Origin of the sequence: Streptococcus mitis (assembly GCF_946190285.1) — a bacterium.
GTDB classification, from domain to species: Bacteria; Bacillota; Bacilli; order Lactobacillales; family Streptococcaceae; genus Streptococcus; species Streptococcus mitis_CP.
Genome location: NZ_CAMHZX010000007.1, coordinates 82,401 through 103,518, shown reverse-complemented (window position 1 = coordinate 103,518; position 21,118 = coordinate 82,401). Strand labels below are relative to the sequence as shown.

The window sequence follows — 21,118 nt, the reverse complement described above, 5'->3', positions numbered from 1 at the left end:
TACCATAGTCCGTACGGGATTCGAACCCGTGTTACCGCCGTGAAAAGGCGGTGTCTTAACCCCTTGACCAACGGACCTGAGCTGTTATTTTCAACTCTTACTATTATACTGGCTTTTCAAACTTTGTCAACACTTTTTTAAAACTTTTTTCATTTTTTTTACATAGCTTCTTACCGAGTACGGATATCAAACTCCTTAAATACAATACGTAAGTCTCTTAATACTCTTTGACGCCCTCGGAAGCGTTCATGTCTTAAGACGCGTTCTAACTCTTCTTGTTTATCTTTACTTTGTTTGCTTCTATAATCTCTTAGTGTCTCATGAAAGAGATAATAATCATCTAGCCACAGACCTCCCTCGCTTATACGATGACTAATCTCACCTACTTCTTCATAAGGTTCTTTATCATATCTACGCTTCTGGCTTTCTTGTTTACGGATATGGTCTAAAATTCGATTACGGAATTTAGTTTTGAAGTATTTACGTAAACGAGGAGTATCTTCTGCCAGCTCTTCTTCTCTACTAATCAATTCATGTAAGCAAATCATCCCCTCTTGGTCCCAATCCGATAGATCCCATAAATGAAGGTAATATTCATTTCTACACTTATATACAATCCCCTGGACTTCTTCATATAATTCTTTAAACATAACGTCCCCCTTTCTAGATACAGTCTAACAGATTCAGAAACACTTTTGTCCCATTTCCCCCATTCTGTTCCCTACACCGTCTAAACTGCACAAAAAAGAGAGGTCTTGCCTCTCTTTGGGTTACTTTTCGTCATTAATTTTTGACTTTACTTCATCATAGGATAGTGCATGAGATTCCTCTTCGACTGTTTCAGGCATCTTTCCTGTTTCATAAAGAGCTTTAATTTGTGTACTATCCAATGTTTCGTATTTCAATAATGCTTCTGCAATCAACTTGTGAGTTTCACGATTTGACTGAATAATTTCAGCAGCTTTATTTCGTGCTTCATTTAATAATGAACGAACTTCTTCGTCAATTTCATAAGCTGTTTGTTCTGAAATTGATTTTTGAGGACTCTGTGCACCAAACATAGCATGGTTTCCTTCATATTGTACTGGGCCAAGTTTTTCACTCATACCGTACTCTGTAACCATTGCACGCGCCATTTGTGTCGCCTGTTCAAAGTCGTTTGAAGCTCCTGTAGTTTGGACATTAAAGATAATTTCTTCAGCTACACGTCCACCCATTAAACCAGCCAATTGCTCTTTCATATCTTCTTTAGATAGAAGCATTTGGTCTTCCTTAGGAAGTGCAATCATGTAACCACCTGCACGGCCACGTGGTACAATTGTAACCTTATGGACAACGCGGGCATTCGACAAGACTAGACCAACAATGGTATGTCCTGCCTCATGGTAGGCAACCAATTCACGTTCTCTTTGTGAAACTGTCTTATCTTTCTTAGAAGGTCCAGCAATAACTCTATCTTCTGCTTCATCAATATCTGAGGCATCAATTATCGATTTATTGCGACGAGCAGCAACTAAAGCCGCTTCATTTAAGACATTCTCTAAATCAGCACCAACAAAACCTGGAGTTTGTTGGGCCACTAATTTCAAATCAACATCTTCTGCTAAAGGCTTGTTCTTAGCATGAACTTTCAAGATTGCTTCGCGACCTTTAACATCAGGACGGCCAACCAATACTTTTCTATCAAAACGTCCTGGACGCAAAAGGGCAGGGTCAAGTACATCTGAACGGTTTGTCGCAGCGATAACAATAATCCCTTCATTTCCCTCAAAACCGTCCATCTCAATCAAAAGTTGGTTTAAGGTTTGTTCACGTTCGTCATTACCTCCGCCAAGACCGACTCCACGTTGACGTCCAACAGCATCAATTTCATCGATAAAGATAATAGCTGGTGCTGCTTTTTTGGCATCTTCAAAAAGAGAACGAACACGACTAGCTCCAACTCCGACAAACATTTCTACAAAGTCAGAACCTGAGATACTAAAGAATGGAACACCTGCTTCTCCGGCGACTGCCTTAGCAAGTAACGTCTTACCTGTTCCCGGAGGTCCCTCTAGAAGGACACCTGCTGGAATACGGGCTCCAAGTTTTGTAAATCGTTTTGGATCTTTTAAAAATTCAACAACTTCAACTAGTTCTTGTTTTTCTTCCTCAGCTCCAGCAACATCTGAAAATCTTACTTTAATATCTTCTTTATTTGCAGCTTTAGCCTTACTACGTCCAAAACTCATCGGGTTACGGCTATTATTTCCTCCCATATTTCCCATCATAGAAAATAGGAAGAAGAAAAGAATACCGAATGGCACAATGGATACAAGAATATTAATCCACATACCACTTGAACTTTCATGCTTAACAGTTACTTCCGCTTTATGGTCAGAAGCAAGTTTTTGCAATTCTGATACGGTAGTATCTGAAGGAAGAATAATACTTGAAAATTTCTCTACTGTTGTAGCAGAAGGAGAAAAGAACTGGATACCTGTTTCTTCTTTACTCGTTTTAGGATTTTTATAGACACCCGAAACTTCGATAACACTACCATTTGGTTGGTAAGTTAATTCTTTTACATTGTCATCGGTAATTTCTTTTACCAATTCTGTATAATTAATTTGCTCACTTTTCCCTGCAACACTACCTGTACTAAAATACTGATAAGCTGTAACTAGGAAAAAAATAAGTAATAACCATAGAAAAGGATTTTTAATTAAACCATTATTTTGTTTTTTCATTAAAAATTGTTCTTTCTAATTTGAATATACTTCTTCTTTCAATACTCCAACATAAGGAAGGTTACGATAGTTTTCTTTGTAGTCTAAACCATAACCTACTACAAACTCATTTGGGATAGTAAAGCAAGTATAGTCTGCCTCAATTTCTACAACACGTCCCTCTGGTTTATCCAATAAGGTTGCAATCTTAACAGAAGCCGCATCTCTTGCAATAAACATATCTCGCAAATTCTTCAAAGTTTGACCTGTATCAATGATATCTTCTACAAATAAAACATGTCTTCCTTTGATGTCTTGAGTTACATCTTGCTTAATATTGATCACACCGCTACTTTCTGTTCCACCATGGTAGCTAGAAACCATCATGAAGTCCATTTCAATATGTGTGTCGATATGTTTGACCAATTCAGCCATAAAAGGAATAGATCCTTTTAAAATCCCAACTAAAATTGGATTTTTTCCTGCATAGTCTTTAGTGAGTTGAGCACCTAATTTTTTAGCAGCTTCTGTAATTTCATCGTGTGAAACGAGGATTTTTTTAATATCGTTTTCTAACATTTTTTTACCTATCTATTTTTTCTATATAAAGTACAGTGTTCATTATATCATTTTTCGTGTTTTTACTCAAATTACTGGTCGCAATTCCCAAAATTGAAACAATTTCACCAAATTGCTCAATAATCAGAGCAGATTTTCGCTTTTCCATAGGGATTTTCAAATCGATAAATAGACGTCTGAGTTTTTTTCTATGTCCATTTTGAATCAAAACATCTCCTGGTTTTCGATGACGAATGTGTATGGATGTTTCGCGTGAAACAGGTATTCGCTGAATTGATTCACCTTCTAATGGAAGTCCAAAGGAAAATAAATAACCTTGGTAAGATACATGATTTTGATAGTGTAACACAAGTTCATCTTCCTTTTCATCAGCCTGCGGACTGATTTTACAAATCTGAAACTGTTGATACTCTTTTACTAATTCATAACCATTTTTAAGCGGATGACGATACTGGCTTTTAGTTTTTAAAATTTGTCTAACTTCTTCAAACTGAGCTTTTGTAAGATTCAAATCTGGAAAACGATTCAGATAAGTTTGAAGTAAAACTCTTTGTGTAGACTCAGAGTAAGACAATAACTGCTCTAAATTTTCCACATCAATATTCTTTGATAATTCAGCTATTGCCAAATCATAATCTAAAATTTCATTGCCGATACTTAAGATTGCATCTCTAAATCGAGGATTTTCTTTTTCTAATTCTGGTAAATAAGAATTTCGAATACGATTGCGAAAATAATGATTTTCCTTATTTGATGTATCTTCAAAGTGAAAAATTGGTGGAAAGTCTTTTTTCTGAAAATGCAAGAAGGGCCGAATGATTTTTATCTCTCCGACTACTTGCTTCTCCTTAATTCCTGATAGATAGCGCAAGCGAGTTCCTCGAATCAAACGCATCAAAATCGTTTCCACCTGATCATCAGCATGGTGGGCAGTGACTAAGGCTGTCGCACCTGTCTTTTTCATGATCTCTTGAAAAAAATCATAACGAAAATGTCGAGCACGCGCTTCTGAAAATTCTCCTGAAAAATCGCTGATATAAATAGGAAGCTCTGCTTCAGCAGCCAACTTCCTTAATTCCTGTTCTTCCCAATCTGATTCTACTCTCTGCTTATGATTCACATGAGCTAGAATCAATTCAATTTCTAACTCTTTTTGATAAGTAGATAATACCTTAAATAGAAACATAGAATCTAACCCACCAGAAAGAGCTAGCACCACCTTAGTATGCTTTTTGAAATATCCCTTCTTGAGAAAATGATTTAAAAAATCTTGTTCCCTCATTTTAGAACCTCATAAACATCCTTGGATATCTGAGAAATTGTATCATAATCAGAATTCTTAGTGAAAATAGAAAGAATAAATGGAGAATCTGCGTAGACAACACCCGTATCATGCTTAAATTCGTCCGCATCCCCAATTTTATGAGCTACCTTCACAGAAACACCTTTGGCAATTCGCTGATTATCAAAATCTGTTTTATTCAAAGACTCTAGCACAAATCCATTTTGATTATAAATGGCTTCCATAACCTTCCCAGCCATCTTGGAAGAAATCAATTTTTCTTTTGGATCCCAATCATCTCCCGTAATGACAGACATCTTGGATTTGAATGTGGCATCAGATTGGTTTGAAATGTAATAACCCAATATATTATGAGCTACATTATCAGATTCTTTTGATACTTTCGTAATTAAATCCTTTAAAGAATATTCTTTATTATCCTCTTTTTTAGGAAGACTGCCACTTCCCTCTGGTTTATAGGAACCTGGAAAATCATTGACTGCAGATACATATTTTACAGTCGTATCTAACTGATAAAGACCCTCATTTATTTTTTCTTGCGCATAATAGAGATAAGGGAGTTTCAAAACACTAGCTGCATACATCTTTTCATCTTGATTGATACCAGCTTCTTTTCCAGTAGTTAGTTGCTTAACATAAATAGAGAAAGAATCTTTCTGATATTTTTCAGATAACATTTCTTGAACTTTACTCATCCGATTATCTTCTTCAGAAGTTGATTCTTTAGCTACCCATCCAGCCTGATCAATATGTAAAAATTCTCTTCCTTCTACAAACATGGTCTTGTCGATTGATACTTGCGAATAAGCTGATAAGGATGATTTCACTTCTTTTAAGTCATAAGGACTATTGTACAGTTTAAAATCAGATTCTAACCATACTTTTTTTATTGTTGGAGTTACCTCTGACTGATTATATAAAAATCGTTTGTCTGCAGCAATAAATTGCTGGTTGGATAACTTAAATACTGGAATTCCTTGTTTATTTAAACGCCACTCGGTTATTTGAAAACTTGTTTTTGGAGTCAATTTTCCAGATTCCACTACTAAATCTTCATTCGCATAAACAGGAACTTCTCCATAAACCATGGGAGAACTTAATTTTTCTCTAAAATAAATACCAAAGTCAGATTGTGAAAGGTAATAAATTTCTTTCGAAGTATATACAACTTCTTTTTCTGTGCTAACTACTTTTGAAACTGTCAAAAAACTTGGTAGCAACAAAATAATTAAGAATTTACGCATTCTTCCTTTCCTTTTCTTCTTGTAAACGCAATAATTGATTTTTATTAGCCAACTCTTCCAGCTTTTCATCCGATAGACTCAAAAATTGCTCTATTACATCTAATAATTTTTCCATTTCATCACCTTGGGAGCAAGTCAGGAATCGTATAAACAGCTTCCCGATTCTTAGAATAATAATATTTTGCACGCATGTATTTAGCAGCGTAATCTTCATCTTTCAACTTTGTAGCAAAAGCTGTCTCTTTCTCCTTTTCCTCACTCAATGTTTGATACTGAGTTTGCAAGTCTGATAACTGTTGACGTCTTTGGAGTAATTGGTGATAGCTTTGAGCAAGGTTATAAGTTGGTAAAATGAACAACAAAATCATCAAAATCAGAACCCAACCCATGAAACGATTACGTTTTTGTCGTTCCTTCATCAGATAGCGACGACGTTGGTGCTCATTTTGAATAAAAGAATTATTCAATTGTACAATATTCTTAGACATTTTCTTCTACCCGTGTTTCACTGATAATTTCATACATACCTGCTGCATCTTCTTTTTTTGTACTATCTTTCATCTCCAGTACTTTTACAAGTAGCAACTTATTGCCAAAACGAATTTCAACTTGGTCATCAACTTTCAAATCTGTTGAACTTTTAGCCAAAATTCCATTTACCTTTATTCTACCTTTATCTGCTACTTCCTTTGCAACTGTACGACGCTTGATAATTCGTGATACTTTTAAATATTTGTCTAATCTCATTTTTATTACCTCAAATTATTATTGTACCATTTTTATCTCTTTTATAGAAGAAAAATGTTATAGGGAATTACCGTCTTTCAACTCTTTTATCTCTAATAAACTTTCTCCAAAAATCAGCAGACCTTCTAAAATTTCATAGTCCTTCTTGTTTCGAACATCGAATACGACTTCCATTAATCCTTTATTCTCAGCTATTGCTGCTTTTAAGTTCGTTGCGGATAAAGCTTTAAAATAATCTTGAGCCAAGAACAGTCGCTGAGTAATTTTTTCAAATTGAACTGTAATCTTATTTTCTTTTCTTTCCACACGTTGAACAAAGACCTTGTCCAAATATGACTTGACCAAACCAATCTCTAAAAGATAGGCTACCACGTCTGGGTATTCTCCAAAACGGTCCATCAACTCTTCTTGTAACTCTTCATAATTGACACGGTTGTCAATTTGACGAATTTTCTTGTAAATTTCAATCTTATGTCGTTGGTCTGAAATATAAGTATCAGGAAGATAGGCATCAATTTGTAAAATCAACTCAGCATTCCCTTTTGTTCTTGTGTTCCCATTACCATGTCGTTTAGCAATAGCTTCCTCTAGTAACTGCGAATACAATTCAAAACCAACAGAATCGATGAAACCAGACTGAGACTTGCCTAAAAGATTTCCTGCTCCACGAATCGAAAGATCTCGCATTGCAATCTTAAATCCAGAGCCCAATTCTGTAAATCCTTTAATCGCTTCTAATCTCTTCTCGGAGACTTCACTGATTGATTTTTCTGGACGATACATGAGATAGGCATAAGCAATACGATTACTACGACCGACTCTTCCTCTTAACTGATACAAGGTTGACAAGCCCATATGATCCGCATTTTCAATAAATAAAGTATTGGCATTTGGAATGTCCACCCCTGTCTCAATAATGGTAGTTGTCACCAAGATATCATACTGACCTTCAATGAAATCTAGTAGAGTATTTTCTAACTGAATCTCACTCATTTGCCCATGAACATAACCAATAGAAGCCTCTGGAATCAACTCCTGTAATTCTGAAACCTTCTGATCAATTGTGTCAACTTTATTGTAAAGATAGTAAACTTGACCTCCACGCTCCATTTCACGCAATACAGCATCACGAATCACACTATCATTCTTTTCTAAGACATAGGTTTGCACTGGATAACGATTAGTCGGCGGAGTTTCAATAACAGACAAATCTCTGATTCCCAGCATAGACATGTGAAGGGTACGAGGAATTGGCGTTGCTGTCAAGGTCAGGACATCTACTTGTTTTTTCAATTCTTTCAAGGTTTCCTTATGCTTGACACCAAATCGCTGTTCCTCATCAATAATCATCAAGCCCAAATCAGCAAACACAACATCTTTTGACAAAACACGATGTGTTCCAATTAAAATATCAACTTGACCCTTTTTCAATTTTTCAAGTGTTTCAGTCTGCTCTTTTTTACTTCTAAAGCGACTCAATACATCAATATTAACTGCAAAATTTTGGAATCGTTCCTTAAAATTCGTATAGTGCTGTTGCGCTAAAACCGTTGTCGGAACTAGAACGACAACCTGTTTGTGATCATTGACTGCCTTAAAGGCTGCGCGCATAGCAACTTCAGTCTTTCCAAAACCAACATCCCCAACTAAAAGTCGATCCATTGGCTGAGAAGCCTGCATATCTCTCTTGATTTCCTCAACACTACGAAGTTGATCATCCGTTTCAACATAAGGGAAGGCATCATCAAAAGCATGTTGATCCTCATCATCAGCTGAAAAAGCAAAACCCTTCAACTGACTACGCTCAGAATAAAGTTTAATTAAATCGTCAGCTATATCCTCTACCTGGTTCTTAACTTTTTGCTTGGCCTTTTTGAAATGACCATCATTTAATTTATTGAGTTTAGGTGCTTTACCGTCACTTGAAACGTATTTGGAAAGTAGATGAATCTGTTCCACTGGGATAGAGATTTGATCCCCGTTTTGGTATTGAACACTAACATAATCACGGTGAATCCCTTTGATTTCAATTGTTTCAATCCCTAGATATTGCCCAATCCCATGGATATGATGGACAACGTAGTCCCCTTTTTCAAGTTCATTGTAATCTTTTAATCTCTCTGCATTCGAAACATGTTGTCTTCGAAAACGACGTTTCAATTTCTTTTGAAAAATCTCATGTTCAGTTATCAATAAAACCTTTTCATCAACAAAATGAAAACCATGTCTGAGATTACCCTCGATTAAGTTTACAGATTCTTTACAGATACTTGACTTATCTCTGGAATCCAATTTAATCTGATATTCCTCTAAAACATCCTCCAATGTTTTACTTCCCATTGAATTGCTAGACTGCAGGATAATAGTATAATCCATTTTTTTGTATCTCTCAATTTCATCTTTTAGAAAAGAAAATTGATTGAAAAATTCTTGCATAGGATATTGATTAAATTGATAAATTTGGTCAAACTTGAGATTTCCTAACCCCTTTTGCAGATTAGAGAAAAAGGTAACCGGACTCTGTTTTTTATAGATTTGCTCTGTATCAGCAAAATACTGCATCTCAGAAAATACTTTACTGTTCTGTAATTCTTCTGTAAAGTATTGCGCTAACTCTCTTTCAAATACTTCATACTGATTCATCAATTTCTGATAATCATCAAAGAATACAGGTGTATCTTTTTCAATATAATCAAAGATAGTCCATGTTTTATCGTAACATAAGGACAAAAACTTTCGACTATCTGAATGTACTTGTTTGTGATGAAAACTTGAAAGAATTTCTTCTAAGTATGATTTTAAAATAGGTGATAACGTTTTTGAAATTTGTTTTTCTAAAGCTAACTGTCCTCGTTGATAATCCTTTTCTCTCAAAAGCATATCACTAGCTGGAAAGATAGTGAGTTCTGTCTGATTTTCTTTCGATAATTGTGTTTCGACCTCAAATGACCTGATACCATCAATTTCATCACCAAAAAACTCAATTCGGCAAGGTTCTAACTGAGATATTTCAAAAATATCTAAAATATCTCCTCGAAGACTAAATTCGCCTTGAGTTTGTACTTGTGTAACTTTTCGATAGCCTATCTCTTTCAACTGATGGATAAGTGCGTGTTGGTCATATTCTTCACCAACTGAGATTTTTATAATACTATCTTTGAATACATTTGGAGACGGTAAAATCAATCGACTTGCTGCAATATTACAAACTAAAATCCCTTTCTTAGATGAATCAGTCAAAAAACGCAGGGCTTCAACCCGTGAAATGATTTTTTCTTGTGAAGACATCAAAAACTCGACCATAGGGGAGTCATCTACCAAAAATGGATAGACAAGTTCCTCACCCAAGATAGATATAAGATCACTAACAAGTCCTTCTGCTTCTCCATAAGTTGACGTCAATAACACAATCTTATCTTCCTGTCTCAAACTACTAGCAATTGCTAAAGCTTTTGTAGAAGTTGACAAGCCTAACATTAATTGTCTTTTCTTATCTGTCAGATTTTGATGCCATTTTTTTATCTGATCATTTTCTGAGAATAAATCTAATAAGGTTAACATTTATCCGTTATACCTCTGCATTGTTTTCTCAAAATTTTTCTCTTGTAAATAGTAGTTTACAGAATCGTCAACCTTGTCAATAGAATGTAAAATACCAATATAATCATCCTTGTCAAACTTACTCAAAACATGGTTAACAACTGATATGCCATTTTTAGGTCTTCCGATTCCAATTTTAACACGATTAAAGGTCTGAGTCCCTATATGTTGAATAATAGACTTGATACCATTATGACCACCTGCGGATCCCTTTGCTCTTAAGCGAATCTTTCCAACTTCCATGTCAAGGTCATCGTAAATGATGAGTAAATCTTCAATATCCAAACCATAATAAGTCAATAAAGCATGAACCGCTTTTCCACTTTCATTCATAAATGTCGTTGGTTTGACAAGATAAATTTTTTCTCCATTTAGGAAAAAGGATGCTAGGTCAGCTTGAAATATCTTATCATGTGTAAAAGTGACATTCTGTTTCTTCGCTAGTTGGTCAATCAACATAAAACCAACATTATGTTTTGTTTCAAAATATTTATCCCCTGGATTTCCCAAGCCTACAAGTAATTTGGTCATTTATTTTCCTTTCAAAAGCCAAAAGGGTTGGAATTTTTTTCCAACCTAATTGACACTATTTATTAAATTTTTAGACATTAAAGCGGAATTCCATGATATCTCCGTCTTGAACGATATATTCTTTACCTTCTTCACGCAAGCGCCCAGCTTCTTTTACGGCCTTTTCAGATCCATATTTCACCAAATCATCGTATGACATGGTTACTGCACGAATAAAGCCTTTTTCAAAGTCTGAGTGGATAATACCAGCTGCTTGAGGAGCCTTCATACCACGTTTGAAGGTCCAAGCGCGAACTTCTTTTTCACCAGCTGTGAAGTAAGTTCCCAATCCAAGCAAATGGTAAGCTGCACGAGTCAACTTGTCAACGCCTGATTCTGTCAACCCAAGTGCTTCAAGAAACTCTTGCTTATCTTCATCGTCTAACTCAGAAATTTCTTCCTCAGCACGCGCAGAAATAACGACTACTTCAGCATTTTCTGTCGCTGCGAATTCACGAATTTGTTTAACATAGTCGATAGAGTCAGGTTCTGAAACCACATCCTCGTCCACATTAGCAACATAGAGTACTGGTTTAGTCGTCAAAAGGAAGAGACCTTTGACAACCTTTTGTTCTTCATCTGTAAATTCAATAGTTCGAGCTGATTTTCCATCTTCAAGGACTGGTTTAATCTTTTGAAGAACATTGAATTCTGCTACTGATTCTTTATCTTTTTGCGTACGTGCCATCTTTTCTACACGCGCATAACGCTTATTGACTGATTCTAAGTCAGCAAGAATCAACTCTAGGTTAATTGTATCAATATCTGCAAGTGGATCCACAAATGCATCTTCACGTCCTTGCTCGCGCATGACATTTTCATCATCAAAAGCACGAACTACGTGAACAATCGCGTCTACTTCACGAATATTGGCCAAGAATTTATTCCCTAGCCCTTCTCCTTTTGAAGCTCCTTTTACAATTCCTGCGATATCTGTAAATTCAAATGTTGTTGGAACTGTCTTTTTAGGAGTAATCATTTCCGTTAGTTTTTGTAGGCGTTCATCTGGAACTTCCACCATTCCAACGTTTGGATCAATCGTCGCAAATGGGTAGTTTGCTGCCTCTGCTCCTGCTTTTGTAATTGCATTAAATAGTGTTGATTTACCAACGTTTGGCAAACCAACGATACCTGCTGTTAAAGCCATATTTTCTCATTCTCCGTTTTCATTTCAATCCCTAATATTATAACACAAAAATGGAAAACTTGCTAACCCTCTAACTGAGGGGTTTCAGTCAATAATTTTATTCATTTTTCGATCAAAATCATAGCGCCCCATCATGACAACATGGTCACAATTGCTACATTTAATTTTGATATCTGCTCCTACACGTGTAATTTCCCAACGATTGGCCTTTTTACCTGTTGACTTGATGGTGCAAGCATGTGGTTTTTTCATTTCAACAAAATTTCCAACTTGATACATACTACTCTCCTTTTCTTTTTCGATTATATCATAAAAGAGGCGAGCCAGGCTCAACCTCTTTCACTTAATTTGTACGAACTGGTGTAATGAGCTGCATGAAGTCTTCATCAGTGTCTGCTGGCACAAGAGTAAATGGACGAACAGCTGAGATAAAGCTAATGGTCACCTTTTCGCTATTTAAAGCCTTAAGAGAATCAATCAAGTAAGTTGGGTTGAAACTAATAGTCAAATCTTCACCAGTCACCTGATCAGTATCGATTTCTTCGTTTACTTTACCAACTTCTGGAGAATGAACATGGGCGCTAACAATACCACCTTTAATTTCAAGCTTCACAGTACCATTTTGAGTCGCACTTGATAAAAGGCGAGCACGCTCCATTGACTGACGTAAGTTTACCACATCAAAAGTAATAGTAGTGTTAAAGTCTGTCGGAATCAAGCGATCTGTATCAGGATAGTTACCTTCTAACAAACGTGTGTAGAAGCTAATATTTTCGCTTCTAAAGAGGATTTGATTGTTGGCAAAGAAAATCTCTACAGTTTCAATATCGTCTGTAAATACTGCTGAAAATTCGCGTAGAGAACGGCTAGGAATCACGACATCAAAATCATCACTATTTTTTTCAAGAGTCAATTTTTTCTGGCTTAGACGATGAGAGTCTGTTGCAACTGTTTTTAACTCTTTGTGTTGGCTCAATACAAAATGAACACCTGTTAAAATTGGACGACTTTCTTGTGTACTTGCAGCAAAAGCTGTTTCATTGATAATTTTCTTAAGTAATTTTGTTTCAAGAACCAAAGGAGTGCTTGCTGAAATTTCTTGGATTCGTGGATATTGTTCACTATCTTTTCCTTTTAGGGTAATTTCTGATTTACCGCTGGTTAAAACAATTTGATTTTGTTCAATTTCTTTAAAATCAAGAGTCACATCAGGTAGACTAGATACCACATTGATGAAGAAAGAAGCTTCAAGAAGGATCGAACCTAAAGAAGTAATTAACAAACCAGCATCTTCATTTTTTTGAGAAATAAAATTTTCAATTGAAATTTGACCATTTGAACCAATTAAAGTAACACCTTCATTGGTTACGTCAATTTTTACTGTTGATAAAATAGGAATGGCATTTTTAGAGCTAATAGATCTCTTAGTAGTATTTAAGGCTTGTAGAAATAAATTTTTATTAATTGAAAAATGAATCATGGATTCTCCTTTATTTATTTTTAGTATTAGAAGGATAATAGTAATAATAGGGTCTGTGAAATCTGTGGAAAACAGACTTTAAACAAGTCATATCAAGTTTTTTGGCTTGTTTAAAAAATGTGGATAAAAAAGATAATAAAGTAAAAGTTATCCACAAGTTATTTAATTTTCTTTTTGATGGATTCAATTTCTAAACGTAAATTATCGTCTTCATCAATCAAAGATTTAATTTTGGCATGGGCATGTATGACTGTTGTGTGATCTTTTCCACCAAATTCCTTCCCAATTTTTGGAAGACTATTATCTGTTAGTTCTCTAGATAAATACATGGCTACTTGACGGGCTAACACAATATTTTGAAGGCGTCTGCTTCCCTTCATTTCTTTGACACTGACACCATAAAAGTTACCAACTTCATTTTGGATTTTATCAATTGGGATGACGAGCATTTGGCTAACATCTTGTTTGCGAGCTCTAATGGCTTCTGCAGCGATATCGATAGTGATATCCTTAATTTTCTTCACTCTGGCAATTAAAGTGATGTCGTTGATTGCTCCTTCAAGTTCTCGAACGTTTGAATCAAATTGGCCAGCTAGGTATTCTAGGGTATCACTTTGGAAATGGTAGTCTAAATGCTCTGTTTTGCTTTGTAAAATGGCAATACGTGTTTCAAAGTCAGGTGGTGTGATATTTTGCGTCAAGCCCCAGCTAAAGCGCGTGACAAGCCTTTCCTCAAGTCCCTCTAAGTGTTTAGGACTACGATCACTAGTCAGAACAATTTGTTTTTGATTGTTATGGAGAACATTGAAAGTATTGAAAAATTCTTCTTGAGTTGCAACTTTTTTTCCACTCAGCGATTGGATATCATCAATTAACAAGAGATCGAGGCTACGGTAGGTTTTTTTGAACTTATCCATTTCACCCAGTCTCAGATGTTCAAGAAAGTCGTTTATAAAGCTTTCAGCAGGAATGTACTTAACACGCGCATCAGGAATATTTTTCAAAATCTCATTCCCAATTGCATTGAGTAAGTGAGTCTTACCAAGGCCAGGTCCTCCATAGATAAAAAGAGGATTATAGGTCAAGGCTAAATCTTCAGAAACAGCCAAAGCAGCTGATACTGCCCAAACATTCCCATCCCCTTGGATAAAATTATCAAAGGTATACTTTTCTTTTAATCCAGTATCCGAATAAGGAATAGATGCTAACTTTGGATTATAGTCATAAAGAGTTGAATTTGGAGCTTCTTCAACTTGTGAAATAGTCGTATCTTTAGGCTTAGTGAAAATATAGTGGGGAGTTATTTCAGCATCATAAATTTCAAAACCAGCTACTACAATGATATCTTTTAGTTGTTTTTCCCAGACCATTTCCATTTCAGATCGTGGTAAAAATATAGTGGCAACATTTTCCTCTACCTTGATGAGTTCAGCTTGAATAGCATAGAAATCATACATGGATCGAGTCAGTCTTTCTTGAGCAAATTCTAATATACGATTCCAAAATTGTTTTTCTTTCAATCCTTTCTCCTCCTTTACTATTTAAAAGTTTAATGCTAGACTTATTTTACCATAGATAGCAAGAATTTTCCACAAGCTGTGAAAAATAATCCACAATGTTATCAAGTTTTATCCACAGGTTGGGGATAAAGGCAGGAACTATTGATTTATTAAGCTTTTTATTGAAAAAAATAGTGGATAACCTTGTGAGATAAAAAAATAAAAGAACAGCCTTATTTCAGGCTGTTGATAATTCTACTGTATTCTTCTTGATTTGAAAAAGAAATAATGATTTTTCCACTGTCTTTTTTAGACAGTTTGATTTCTACATCTAATCCGAGTAGTTTTTTTAACTGTTCTTCTTCATTTTGTATGAAATGATCATTTTTTTGCAGTTTCTTTTGTTTTTTCTCTGTCAGAAGAGCTTCTAACTTTCTTACAGAAATGTCTTCTTCTATAATTCGTTGAAAGAAATAGTCTTGTTGTTCCTTATTCAACCCAACGAGAGAACGCGCATGGGCTTGTGATAGTTTACCACTTTCTACTTCTGAAAGGATCTGTTCTGGCAAGGACAGCAAGCGAATAGAGTTGCTGATGTATGGACGAGACTTGCCCATTTTATCTGCAATTTCAGCATGGGTAAATCCTTTCTCTACAAGAGATTCATAGGCGCGTGCTTCTTCTATTGGATTTAAATTTTCTCTTTGCAAATTTTCAATGATGGACTGGACCATCATCTCTTGATCTGAAAGCTGTTTAACAACAGCTGGGATAGACCTTAGACCAGCTAAAAGTGAAGCCCGATAGCGTCTCTCTCCTGCAAGGATTTCATAACCAATAACAGGAGATTGACGAACAATAATCGGTTGAATGACCCCATTTTCTTTGATAGACTGTGCTAGTTCATGTAGTTTTTCTCCATCAAATTCTTTTCGAGGTTGATAGGGATTTTTTTGTATATCTGTGATAGAAATCATTTCAAATTTTTCCATGATTCTACACTAACACATCTTTTCTCTTATGTAAAGCTTTCTTTACATAGATGTCAATTAAGATTCTAAATCACCTGAACTCTTGTCAAGTTTAATAGATGTAGTTTCTTCTTTACCGTTACGATAGTAAGTTATCTTAATAGTATCTCCGATAGAATGATTGTAAAGAGCACTTTGTAAGTCTGTTGATGAAGCAATGTCTTTGTCATCTACTTTTGTAATAACATCGTATTTTTCAAGGTGACCATTGGCAGGCATATTGCTCTGCACAGAACGAACAACTACACCAGATGTTACATTGCTTGGAATATTCAGTCTTCTAATATCACTTGTATTAATATTTGAGAGATTGACCATTTGGATGCCCAAAGCTGGACGAGTCACTTTTCCGTTCTTTTCTAACTGTTCAATAATATTGATAGCATCATTTGCAGGGATTGCAAAACCAAGACCTTCTACAGATGTTCCTCCATTTGTGGCAATTTTACTTGAGGTAATTCCGATAACCTGTCCTTGAATATTGATTAGTGGGCCACCAGAGTTGCCTGGGTTAATAGCAGTATCAGTTTGGATGGCTTTTGTAGAAATGGCTTGTCCATCTTCAGATTTTAAAGATACATTTCGATTGAGACTAGATACGATACCTTGAGTGACAGTATTAGCGTATTCAGAACCTAACGGGCTACCAATGGCAATAGCAGTTTCTCCTACGGTTAGCTTACTAGAATCACCAAATTCAGCTACTGTAGTCACTTTTTCTGAAGAGATTTTGACGACAGCAATATCAGAGAAAGTATCCGCTCCGACGATTTCTCCAGGCACTTTAGTTCCATCTGATAAACGAATATCTACTTTGCTGGCGCCATTTATAACGTGATTATTAGTGACAATATAAGCTTCTTTATCATTCTTTTTATAAATAACCCCAGATCCTTCACTAGAGATTTGTTGAGAATCTGTGTCAGTATCATCATTGCCAAATACGCTATTTTGTCTGTTTGCCGAATAAGTAATAACAGAAACAACAGCATCTTTTACTTTGTTAACAGCCTGTGTTGTTGAATTTTCGTTCTTATAGGCAGTCTGTGTAATAGTACTATTGTTGTTAGAGGTACTTACACCACTTTTTTGAGTTAGTTGGTTTATTGAAAAGCTACCCAAGGCTCCACTAATAAAGCTAATGACGATAACGATTAATAATTGAAACCATTTTTTGTAAAATGTTTTTAGATGTTTCATATTTGCCTCCATTTGTTTGAAATTACTGAAAGTATAAACTGACTAGCTTAATTATAACTTAAACACAAAAGTTTTTCACAGATTGTGGATAACTTTCAAAATTCTGTGGTTTTCTCGGCTAAAATTAACCTTTTATTTTGTGAATAAGATGTGAAAAAATAGAGAATATGTTAGAATAGAGTCATGAAAATTAAAGTTGTAACAGTTGGGAAACTGAAAGAAAAGTATTTAAAAGATGGTATTGCAGAGTATTCAAAACGAATTTCTCGATTTGCTAAGCTTGAAATGATTGAGCTGGCAGATGAAAAAACACCAGATAAGGCCAGTGAGTCAGAAAATCAAAAGATTTTAGAAATAGAAGGTCAGAGAATTTTATCAAAAGTTGGTGACCGTGATTTCGTTATTGTGTTAGCCATTGAAGGGAAAACTTTCTCCTCAGAAGAATTTAGTAAGCAGTTAGAAGAAGCTTCTATAAAAGGATTTTCTACTCTTACCTTTATTATTGGGGGGAGTTTAGGATTATCATCAGCTGTAAAAAAGAGAGCCAATCTTTCTGTCAGTTTTGGCCGTTTAACTTTGCCCCATCAGTTAATGAGACTAGTCCTTGCTGAACAAATCTATCGCGCTTTTACGATTCAGCAGGGCTCGCCCTATCATAAATAGAAAATTGACTTTCAATTGAATTTTTGGTAGAATAGCTGTATTAGGTCTCATAGCTCAGCTGGATAGAGCATTCGCCTTCTAAGCGAACGGTCGCAGGTTCGAATCCTGCTGGGATCAATATAGTAGCAAAGCTGGGAATTTTCCCGGCTTTTTTCTTAAAAAAGTACACTTGGGGAGAAAAAAATGACAGTTGAGAGAATTTTATCTAAAACGAAATTCCATTTTGTATAATAGTTTTTGTAAGTTAGCTTACAAGAAAAAAACATTGAGGAGATTTTATTATGAAAAATACAGTTAAATTGGAACAGTTTGTAGCCTTGAAGGAAAAAGACTTGCAAAAGATTCAAGGTGGTGAGATTAGGCTGTCAAAATTTCTCCGTGATTTTATTTTACAAAGAAAAAAGTAATGAAATAAGGGGAAAGAGTAATGGATTTATTTGGATTTGGGATAGTTATTGTTCATTTTTTAATTATTAGTCACAGTTACCATTTAATTTGTAAAGGTCAAATAAATAGAAAAGAATTATATGTTTTTGGTGCTTATACATTACTAATAGAAATAGTACTTGATTTTCCCTTTTATCTTCTATATTTAGATGGGTTAGGAATTGCAACATTTTTATTTCCTTTGGGCTTATATTCCTATTTTCGATGGATTAAACAGTATGAGAGGGATAGAGGACTATTTCTAAGTTTACTACTATCTCTTTTATATGAGAGCACTCATAACTTTCTGTCCGTAACTTTCTCCTCTATAACAGGAGACAATTTTGTTTTACAATATTATTACCCATTCTTTTCCGTTGTAACGTTGTTGACCTATTTTGTTGTTTTAAAAATCATTCATTATTTCCATTTGGAACTAGCCTATTTTGACAAGGACTACCTTTATCCTTTCTTGAAAAAAGTATTTTTTGCCTTACTACTGCTCCATATTGTATCTTTCGTTTCAAATATGGTAAGTACAATTAAACATTTGAATAGTTTTGGAAGTATTTTATCATCTATTGTTTTTATCTCGTTACTTTTGACCTTCTTTGCAATGAATTCTCATAAAGTTCAAATGGAGAAAGAGATTGCTTTGAAGCAGAAGAAATTTGAACAGAAACATTTACAAAACTACACAGATGAAATTGTCGGTCTGTATAATGAAATTCGTGGTTTTCGACATGACTATGCTGGGATGCTTGTCAGCATGCAGATGGCAATTGACAGTGGTAATTTACAGGAAATTGACAGAGTTTACAATGAAGTTTTGGTTAAAGCAAATCACAAACTGCGTTCAGATAAGTACACTTACTTTGATTTAAATAACATAGAAGATTCAGCTTTACGAAGTTTGGTTGCTCAGTCAATTGTCTATGCTCGAAATAATGGTGTAGAGTTTACACTGGAAGTAAAAGATATAATCACTAGATTACCAATAGACTTGTTGGATTTAGTTCGTATTATGAGTGTTTTATTGAACAATGCTGTCGAAGGATCGGCTGATAGTTATAAAAAGCAGATGGAAGTAGCAGTTATTAAGATGGAAACTGAAACAGTGATTGTGATTCAGAATTCATGTAAAATGACGCTGACTCCTTCAGGAGATCTATTTGCTTTAGGATTCTCTACTAAGGGAAGAAATCGTGGAGTAGGATTAAATAATGTAAAAGAACTATTAGATAAGTACAACAATATTATTTTAGAAACAGAGATGGAAGGCAGTACATTTAGACAAATCATTAGATTTAAGAGGGAATTTGAATGAAAGTTTTAATTTTAGAAGATGTTATTGAACATCAAGTGAGACTAGAGAGAATATTGGATGAAATTTCGAAAGAATCGAATATTCCAATATCATACAAGACAACAGGAAAAGTCCGTGAGTTTAAGGAATATATCGAAAACGACGAAGTAAACCAGCTTTATTTTCTAGATATTGATATTCATGGAATTGAGAAAAAGGGATTTGAAGTTGCCCAATTTATTCGTCATCACAATCCTTACGCTATTATCGTCTTTATCACCAGTCGATCAGAGTTTGCGACTCTAACCTATAAATACCAGGTATCAGCCCTAGATTTTGTCGATAAGGATATTAATGATGAGTTATTTAAGAAGAGAATTGAGCAAAATATCTTCTACACGAAGAGTATGTTACTTGAAAATGAAGATGTGGTAGATTATTTTGACTACAATTACAAGGGAAATGATCTAAAAATTCCTTATCATGATATTTTGTATATTGAAACGACAGGTGTCTCTCATAAATTACGCATTATTGGTAAGAATTTTTCCAAAGAGTTTTACGGTACCATGACAGATATTCAGGAAAAGGACAAACATACTCAGCGATTTTATTCTTCTCATAAGTCATTTTTGGTAAATATAGGCAATATTAGAGAAATTGACCGAAAGAATCTAGAAGTTGTTTTCTATGAAGATCATCGCTGTCCTATTTCAAGGTTAAAAATTAGAAAGTTAAAAGATATTTTAGAGAAAAAATCTCAAAAGTGATTGACAATTAGTAAGAAATTGATATAATGGTTATATCTGCTACAGATAGAAGGTCCGTTGGTCAAGGGGTTAAGACACCGCCTTTTCACGGCGGTAACACGGGTTCGAATCCCGTACGGACTATTTTATCCGCCATAGCTCAGTTGGTAGTAGCGCATGACTGTTAATCATGATGTCGTAGGTTCGAGTCCTACTGGCGGAGTATAGATAAAAGGGAACATAGTGTTGTTCCCTTTTTTGCATCAATTCGTATCACCAAGCATCTTCATGAGGAAGTCTGTTATTTCTTGAGGACTTTCTTTTTTACCATGTGCAATCCAAGTTTGGCAGACACCAAAAAGTGCGTGAGTTAGATAGATGCTACTGTATTCTAACTCAGTGGTATTGAGATTCAGTTGCATAAATTGCTTTTGTAAATCTGTGCTGAGCATGATATGAAGTTTATTTCGTAAGAAATTTTGGATTTCTTTAGTCCCATTTTCAGAAAGAAGGGCAGCCAGAAGTGGTTCAGACTCTAGATATTCAAAGACTTCTAAAATAGCATCTCTTTTGTGATGAGCATGTTTTTGAAAAATATATTCAAATGTATGAAATAGCTTGCTTTGATAGTGCTCAATCATATCATATTTATCCTTATAGTGAGTATAGAAGCTGGAACGACTAATTCCGGCTTTTTCTGCTAACTTGACAGTAGAAATTTGATCAAATGGTTGTTCCATCAGTAGTTGTACCATAGCATTTTCAATAGTTCGCTTTGTTTTTAAGCGTTTGTTACTTTCTTGCATATTTCCTCCTTGTGAACAAATTAGACTATATGTCTAAAAATGGATTTTTTATCTTGTAAT

At 35.0% G+C, this 21,118-nt stretch carries 21 protein-coding genes and 4 tRNA genes; 7 read left to right on the top strand and 18 right to left on the bottom strand.

Annotated elements, in window-relative coordinates; all coding sequences use genetic code 11:
- Positions 1 to 5: 5 nt before the first annotated feature.
- From N8L39_RS08655 to htrA, 17 genes are all read right to left on the bottom strand, one after another.
- Positions 6 to 77 (bottom strand) — tRNA-Glu (locus N8L39_RS08655).
- A 93-nt stretch (positions 78 to 170) separates the two neighbouring features.
- On the bottom strand, positions 171 to 650 hold the full coding sequence (locus N8L39_RS08650; protein WP_261010664.1) for a sigma-70 RNA polymerase sigma factor region 4 domain-containing protein: 480 nt from the start codon (positions 648 to 650) through the stop codon (positions 171 to 173).
- Positions 651 to 770: 120 nt separating this feature from the next.
- Positions 771 to 2,729: an ATP-dependent zinc metalloprotease FtsH gene (gene ftsH, locus N8L39_RS08645; RefSeq protein WP_261010665.1), complete on the bottom strand. Its 1,959-nt coding sequence runs from the start codon at positions 2,727 to 2,729 to the stop codon at positions 771 to 773.
- A gap of 15 nt (positions 2,730 to 2,744) precedes the next feature.
- The gene (gene hpt / locus N8L39_RS08640; RefSeq protein ID WP_261010666.1) at positions 2,745 to 3,287 is read right to left on the bottom strand and encodes a hypoxanthine phosphoribosyltransferase; all 543 of its coding nucleotides are present in this window, start codon (positions 3,285 to 3,287) and stop codon (positions 2,745 to 2,747) included.
- A 4-nt stretch (positions 3,288 to 3,291) separates the two neighbouring features.
- Entirely contained in the window at positions 3,292 to 4,569 is a 1,278-nt protein-coding gene (gene tilS, locus N8L39_RS08635) for a tRNA lysidine(34) synthetase TilS (protein WP_261010667.1), read from the bottom strand.
- Positions 4,566 to 5,834 carry a serine hydrolase gene (locus N8L39_RS08630; protein ID WP_261010668.1) on the bottom strand — a complete coding sequence of 423 codons (1,269 nt, stop codon included), beginning with the start codon at positions 5,832 to 5,834 and terminating at the stop codon, positions 4,566 to 4,568. The genes tilS and N8L39_RS08630 overlap by 4 nt, the downstream gene beginning before the upstream one ends.
- On the bottom strand, positions 5,827 to 5,949 hold the full coding sequence (locus N8L39_RS08625) for an SP_0009 family protein (RefSeq protein ID WP_261010669.1): 123 nt from the start codon (positions 5,947 to 5,949) through the stop codon (positions 5,827 to 5,829). The genes N8L39_RS08630 and N8L39_RS08625 overlap by 8 nt, the downstream gene beginning before the upstream one ends.
- A gap of 4 nt (positions 5,950 to 5,953) precedes the next feature.
- Entirely contained in the window at positions 5,954 to 6,322 is a 369-nt protein-coding gene (locus N8L39_RS08620) for a septum formation initiator family protein (protein WP_000041905.1), read from the bottom strand.
- A complete protein-coding gene (locus N8L39_RS08615) occupies positions 6,315 to 6,581 on the bottom strand; it encodes an RNA-binding S4 domain-containing protein (RefSeq protein ID WP_001234973.1) in 267 nt (88 codons plus the stop codon). Before N8L39_RS08615 ends, N8L39_RS08620 begins: the two co-directional genes overlap by 8 nt.
- Positions 6,582 to 6,638: 57 nt before the next feature.
- On the bottom strand, positions 6,639 to 10,142 hold the full coding sequence (gene mfd, locus N8L39_RS08610; protein ID WP_261010670.1) for a transcription-repair coupling factor: 3,504 nt from the start codon (positions 10,140 to 10,142) through the stop codon (positions 6,639 to 6,641).
- Positions 10,143 to 10,712 carry an aminoacyl-tRNA hydrolase gene (gene pth / locus N8L39_RS08605; RefSeq protein ID WP_261010671.1) on the bottom strand — a complete coding sequence of 190 codons (570 nt, stop codon included), beginning with the start codon at positions 10,710 to 10,712 and terminating at the stop codon, positions 10,143 to 10,145. It abuts the gene before it with no gap.
- A 70-nt stretch (positions 10,713 to 10,782) separates the two neighbouring features.
- Complete coding sequence (gene ychF / locus N8L39_RS08600; protein WP_001218712.1) at positions 10,783 to 11,898, bottom strand: redox-regulated ATPase YchF; 1,116 nt, start codon at positions 11,896 to 11,898, stop codon at positions 10,783 to 10,785.
- Positions 11,899 to 11,982: 84 nt separating this feature from the next.
- Positions 11,983 to 12,177: a DUF951 domain-containing protein gene (locus tag N8L39_RS08595; protein WP_000285186.1), complete on the bottom strand. Its 195-nt coding sequence runs from the start codon at positions 12,175 to 12,177 to the stop codon at positions 11,983 to 11,985.
- Positions 12,178 to 12,241: 64 nt separating this feature from the next.
- The gene (gene dnaN, locus N8L39_RS08590) at positions 12,242 to 13,378 is read right to left on the bottom strand and encodes a DNA polymerase III subunit beta (RefSeq protein WP_261010672.1); all 1,137 of its coding nucleotides are present in this window, start codon (positions 13,376 to 13,378) and stop codon (positions 12,242 to 12,244) included.
- A 158-nt stretch (positions 13,379 to 13,536) separates the two neighbouring features.
- Complete coding sequence (gene dnaA / locus N8L39_RS08585) at positions 13,537 to 14,898, bottom strand: chromosomal replication initiator protein DnaA (RefSeq protein ID WP_261010673.1); 1,362 nt, start codon at positions 14,896 to 14,898, stop codon at positions 13,537 to 13,539.
- Between the two features lie 212 nt (positions 14,899 to 15,110).
- Entirely contained in the window at positions 15,111 to 15,869 is a 759-nt protein-coding gene (locus N8L39_RS08580; protein WP_261010674.1) for a ParB/RepB/Spo0J family partition protein, read from the bottom strand.
- A 57-nt stretch (positions 15,870 to 15,926) separates the two neighbouring features.
- Complete coding sequence (gene htrA / locus N8L39_RS08575) at positions 15,927 to 17,108, bottom strand: serine protease HtrA (RefSeq protein ID WP_261010675.1); 1,182 nt, start codon at positions 17,106 to 17,108, stop codon at positions 15,927 to 15,929.
- Positions 17,109 to 17,291: 183 nt separating this feature from the next.
- Between htrA and rlmH the strand changes: the two genes are divergently transcribed.
- The 7 genes from rlmH to N8L39_RS08540 all read left to right on the top strand — a co-directional run bounded on the left by rlmH (position 17,292) and on the right by N8L39_RS08540 (position 20,475).
- Positions 17,292 to 17,771, top strand: a complete 480-nt coding sequence (rlmH, locus tag N8L39_RS08570) for a 23S rRNA (pseudouridine(1915)-N(3))-methyltransferase RlmH (RefSeq protein WP_125454296.1) — start codon at positions 17,292 to 17,294, stop codon at positions 17,769 to 17,771.
- A 43-nt stretch (positions 17,772 to 17,814) separates the two neighbouring features.
- Positions 17,815 to 17,888, top strand: a tRNA-Arg gene (locus N8L39_RS08565).
- Positions 17,889 to 18,052: 164 nt separating this feature from the next.
- Positions 18,053 to 18,178, top strand: a complete 126-nt coding sequence (gene comC, locus N8L39_RS08560; RefSeq protein ID WP_261010676.1) for a competence-stimulating peptide ComC — start codon at positions 18,053 to 18,055, stop codon at positions 18,176 to 18,178.
- A gap of 20 nt (positions 18,179 to 18,198) precedes the next feature.
- Positions 18,199 to 19,524: a competence system sensor histidine kinase ComD gene (comD, locus tag N8L39_RS08555; RefSeq protein ID WP_261010677.1), complete on the top strand. Its 1,326-nt coding sequence runs from the start codon at positions 18,199 to 18,201 to the stop codon at positions 19,522 to 19,524.
- A complete protein-coding gene (comE, locus tag N8L39_RS08550) occupies positions 19,521 to 20,273 on the top strand; it encodes a competence system response regulator transcription factor ComE (protein ID WP_261010678.1) in 753 nt (250 codons plus the stop codon). The genes comD and comE overlap by 4 nt, the downstream gene beginning before the upstream one ends.
- A 51-nt stretch (positions 20,274 to 20,324) precedes the next feature.
- Positions 20,325 to 20,396 (top strand) — tRNA-Glu (locus N8L39_RS08545).
- A 5-nt stretch (positions 20,397 to 20,401) separates the two neighbouring features.
- Positions 20,402 to 20,475, top strand: a tRNA-Asn gene (locus N8L39_RS08540).
- 40 nt (positions 20,476 to 20,515) lie between these two features.
- On the opposite strand, the gene N8L39_RS08535 is transcribed toward N8L39_RS08540, so the two are convergent.
- Positions 20,516 to 21,058: a TetR/AcrR family transcriptional regulator gene (locus N8L39_RS08535; protein WP_261010679.1), complete on the bottom strand. Its 543-nt coding sequence runs from the start codon at positions 21,056 to 21,058 to the stop codon at positions 20,516 to 20,518.
- Between the last annotated feature and the right edge of the window lie 60 nt (positions 21,059 to 21,118).

What these genes read in the sequence shown, in the direction of transcription:
- dnaN (WP_261010672.1), bottom strand. Translation starts at nt 13,378, where the DNA reads ATGATTCATTTTTCAATTAATAAAAATTTATTTCTACAAGCCTTAAAT.
- N8L39_RS08535 (WP_261010679.1), bottom strand. Translation starts at nt 21,058, where the DNA reads ATGCAAGAAAGTAACAAACGCTTAAAAACAAAGCGAACTATTGAAAAT.
- N8L39_RS08630 (WP_261010668.1), bottom strand. Translation starts at nt 5,834, where the DNA reads ATGCGTAAATTCTTAATTATTTTGTTGCTACCAAGTTTTTTGACAGTT.
- N8L39_RS08595 (WP_000285186.1), bottom strand. Translation starts at nt 12,177, where the DNA reads ATGTATCAAGTTGGAAATTTTGTTGAAATGAAAAAACCACATGCTTGC.
- htrA (WP_261010675.1), bottom strand. Translation starts at nt 17,108, where the DNA reads ATGAAACATCTAAAAACATTTTACAAAAAATGGTTTCAATTATTAATC.
- N8L39_RS08620 (WP_000041905.1), bottom strand. Translation starts at nt 6,322, where the DNA reads ATGTCTAAGAATATTGTACAATTGAATAATTCTTTTATTCAAAATGAG.
- mfd (WP_261010670.1), bottom strand. Translation starts at nt 10,142, where the DNA reads ATGTTAACCTTATTAGATTTATTCTCAGAAAATGATCAGATAAAAAAA.
- comE (WP_261010678.1), top strand. Translation starts at nt 19,521, where the DNA reads ATGAAAGTTTTAATTTTAGAAGATGTTATTGAACATCAAGTGAGACTA.
- tilS (WP_261010667.1), bottom strand. Translation starts at nt 4,569, where the DNA reads ATGAGGGAACAAGATTTTTTAAATCATTTTCTCAAGAAGGGATATTTC.
- pth (WP_261010671.1), bottom strand. Translation starts at nt 10,712, where the DNA reads ATGACCAAATTACTTGTAGGCTTGGGAAATCCAGGGGATAAATATTTT.
- rlmH (WP_125454296.1), top strand. Translation starts at nt 17,292, where the DNA reads ATGAAAATTAAAGTTGTAACAGTTGGGAAACTGAAAGAAAAGTATTTA.
- hpt (WP_261010666.1), bottom strand. Translation starts at nt 3,287, where the DNA reads ATGTTAGAAAACGATATTAAAAAAATCCTCGTTTCACACGATGAAATT.
- ychF (WP_001218712.1), bottom strand. Translation starts at nt 11,898, where the DNA reads ATGGCTTTAACAGCAGGTATCGTTGGTTTGCCAAACGTTGGTAAATCA.
- N8L39_RS08650 (WP_261010664.1), bottom strand. Translation starts at nt 650, where the DNA reads ATGTTTAAAGAATTATATGAAGAAGTCCAGGGGATTGTATATAAGTGT.
- N8L39_RS08580 (WP_261010674.1), bottom strand. Translation starts at nt 15,869, where the DNA reads ATGGAAAAATTTGAAATGATTTCTATCACAGATATACAAAAAAATCCC.
- N8L39_RS08625 (WP_261010669.1), bottom strand. Translation starts at nt 5,949, where the DNA reads ATGGAAAAATTATTAGATGTAATAGAGCAATTTTTGAGTCTATCGGAT.
- comC (WP_261010676.1), top strand. Translation starts at nt 18,053, where the DNA reads ATGAAAAATACAGTTAAATTGGAACAGTTTGTAGCCTTGAAGGAAAAA.
- ftsH (WP_261010665.1), bottom strand. Translation starts at nt 2,729, where the DNA reads ATGAAAAAACAAAATAATGGTTTAATTAAAAATCCTTTTCTATGGTTA.
- comD (WP_261010677.1), top strand. Translation starts at nt 18,199, where the DNA reads ATGGATTTATTTGGATTTGGGATAGTTATTGTTCATTTTTTAATTATT.
- N8L39_RS08615 (WP_001234973.1), bottom strand. Translation starts at nt 6,581, where the DNA reads ATGAGATTAGACAAATATTTAAAAGTATCACGAATTATCAAGCGTCGT.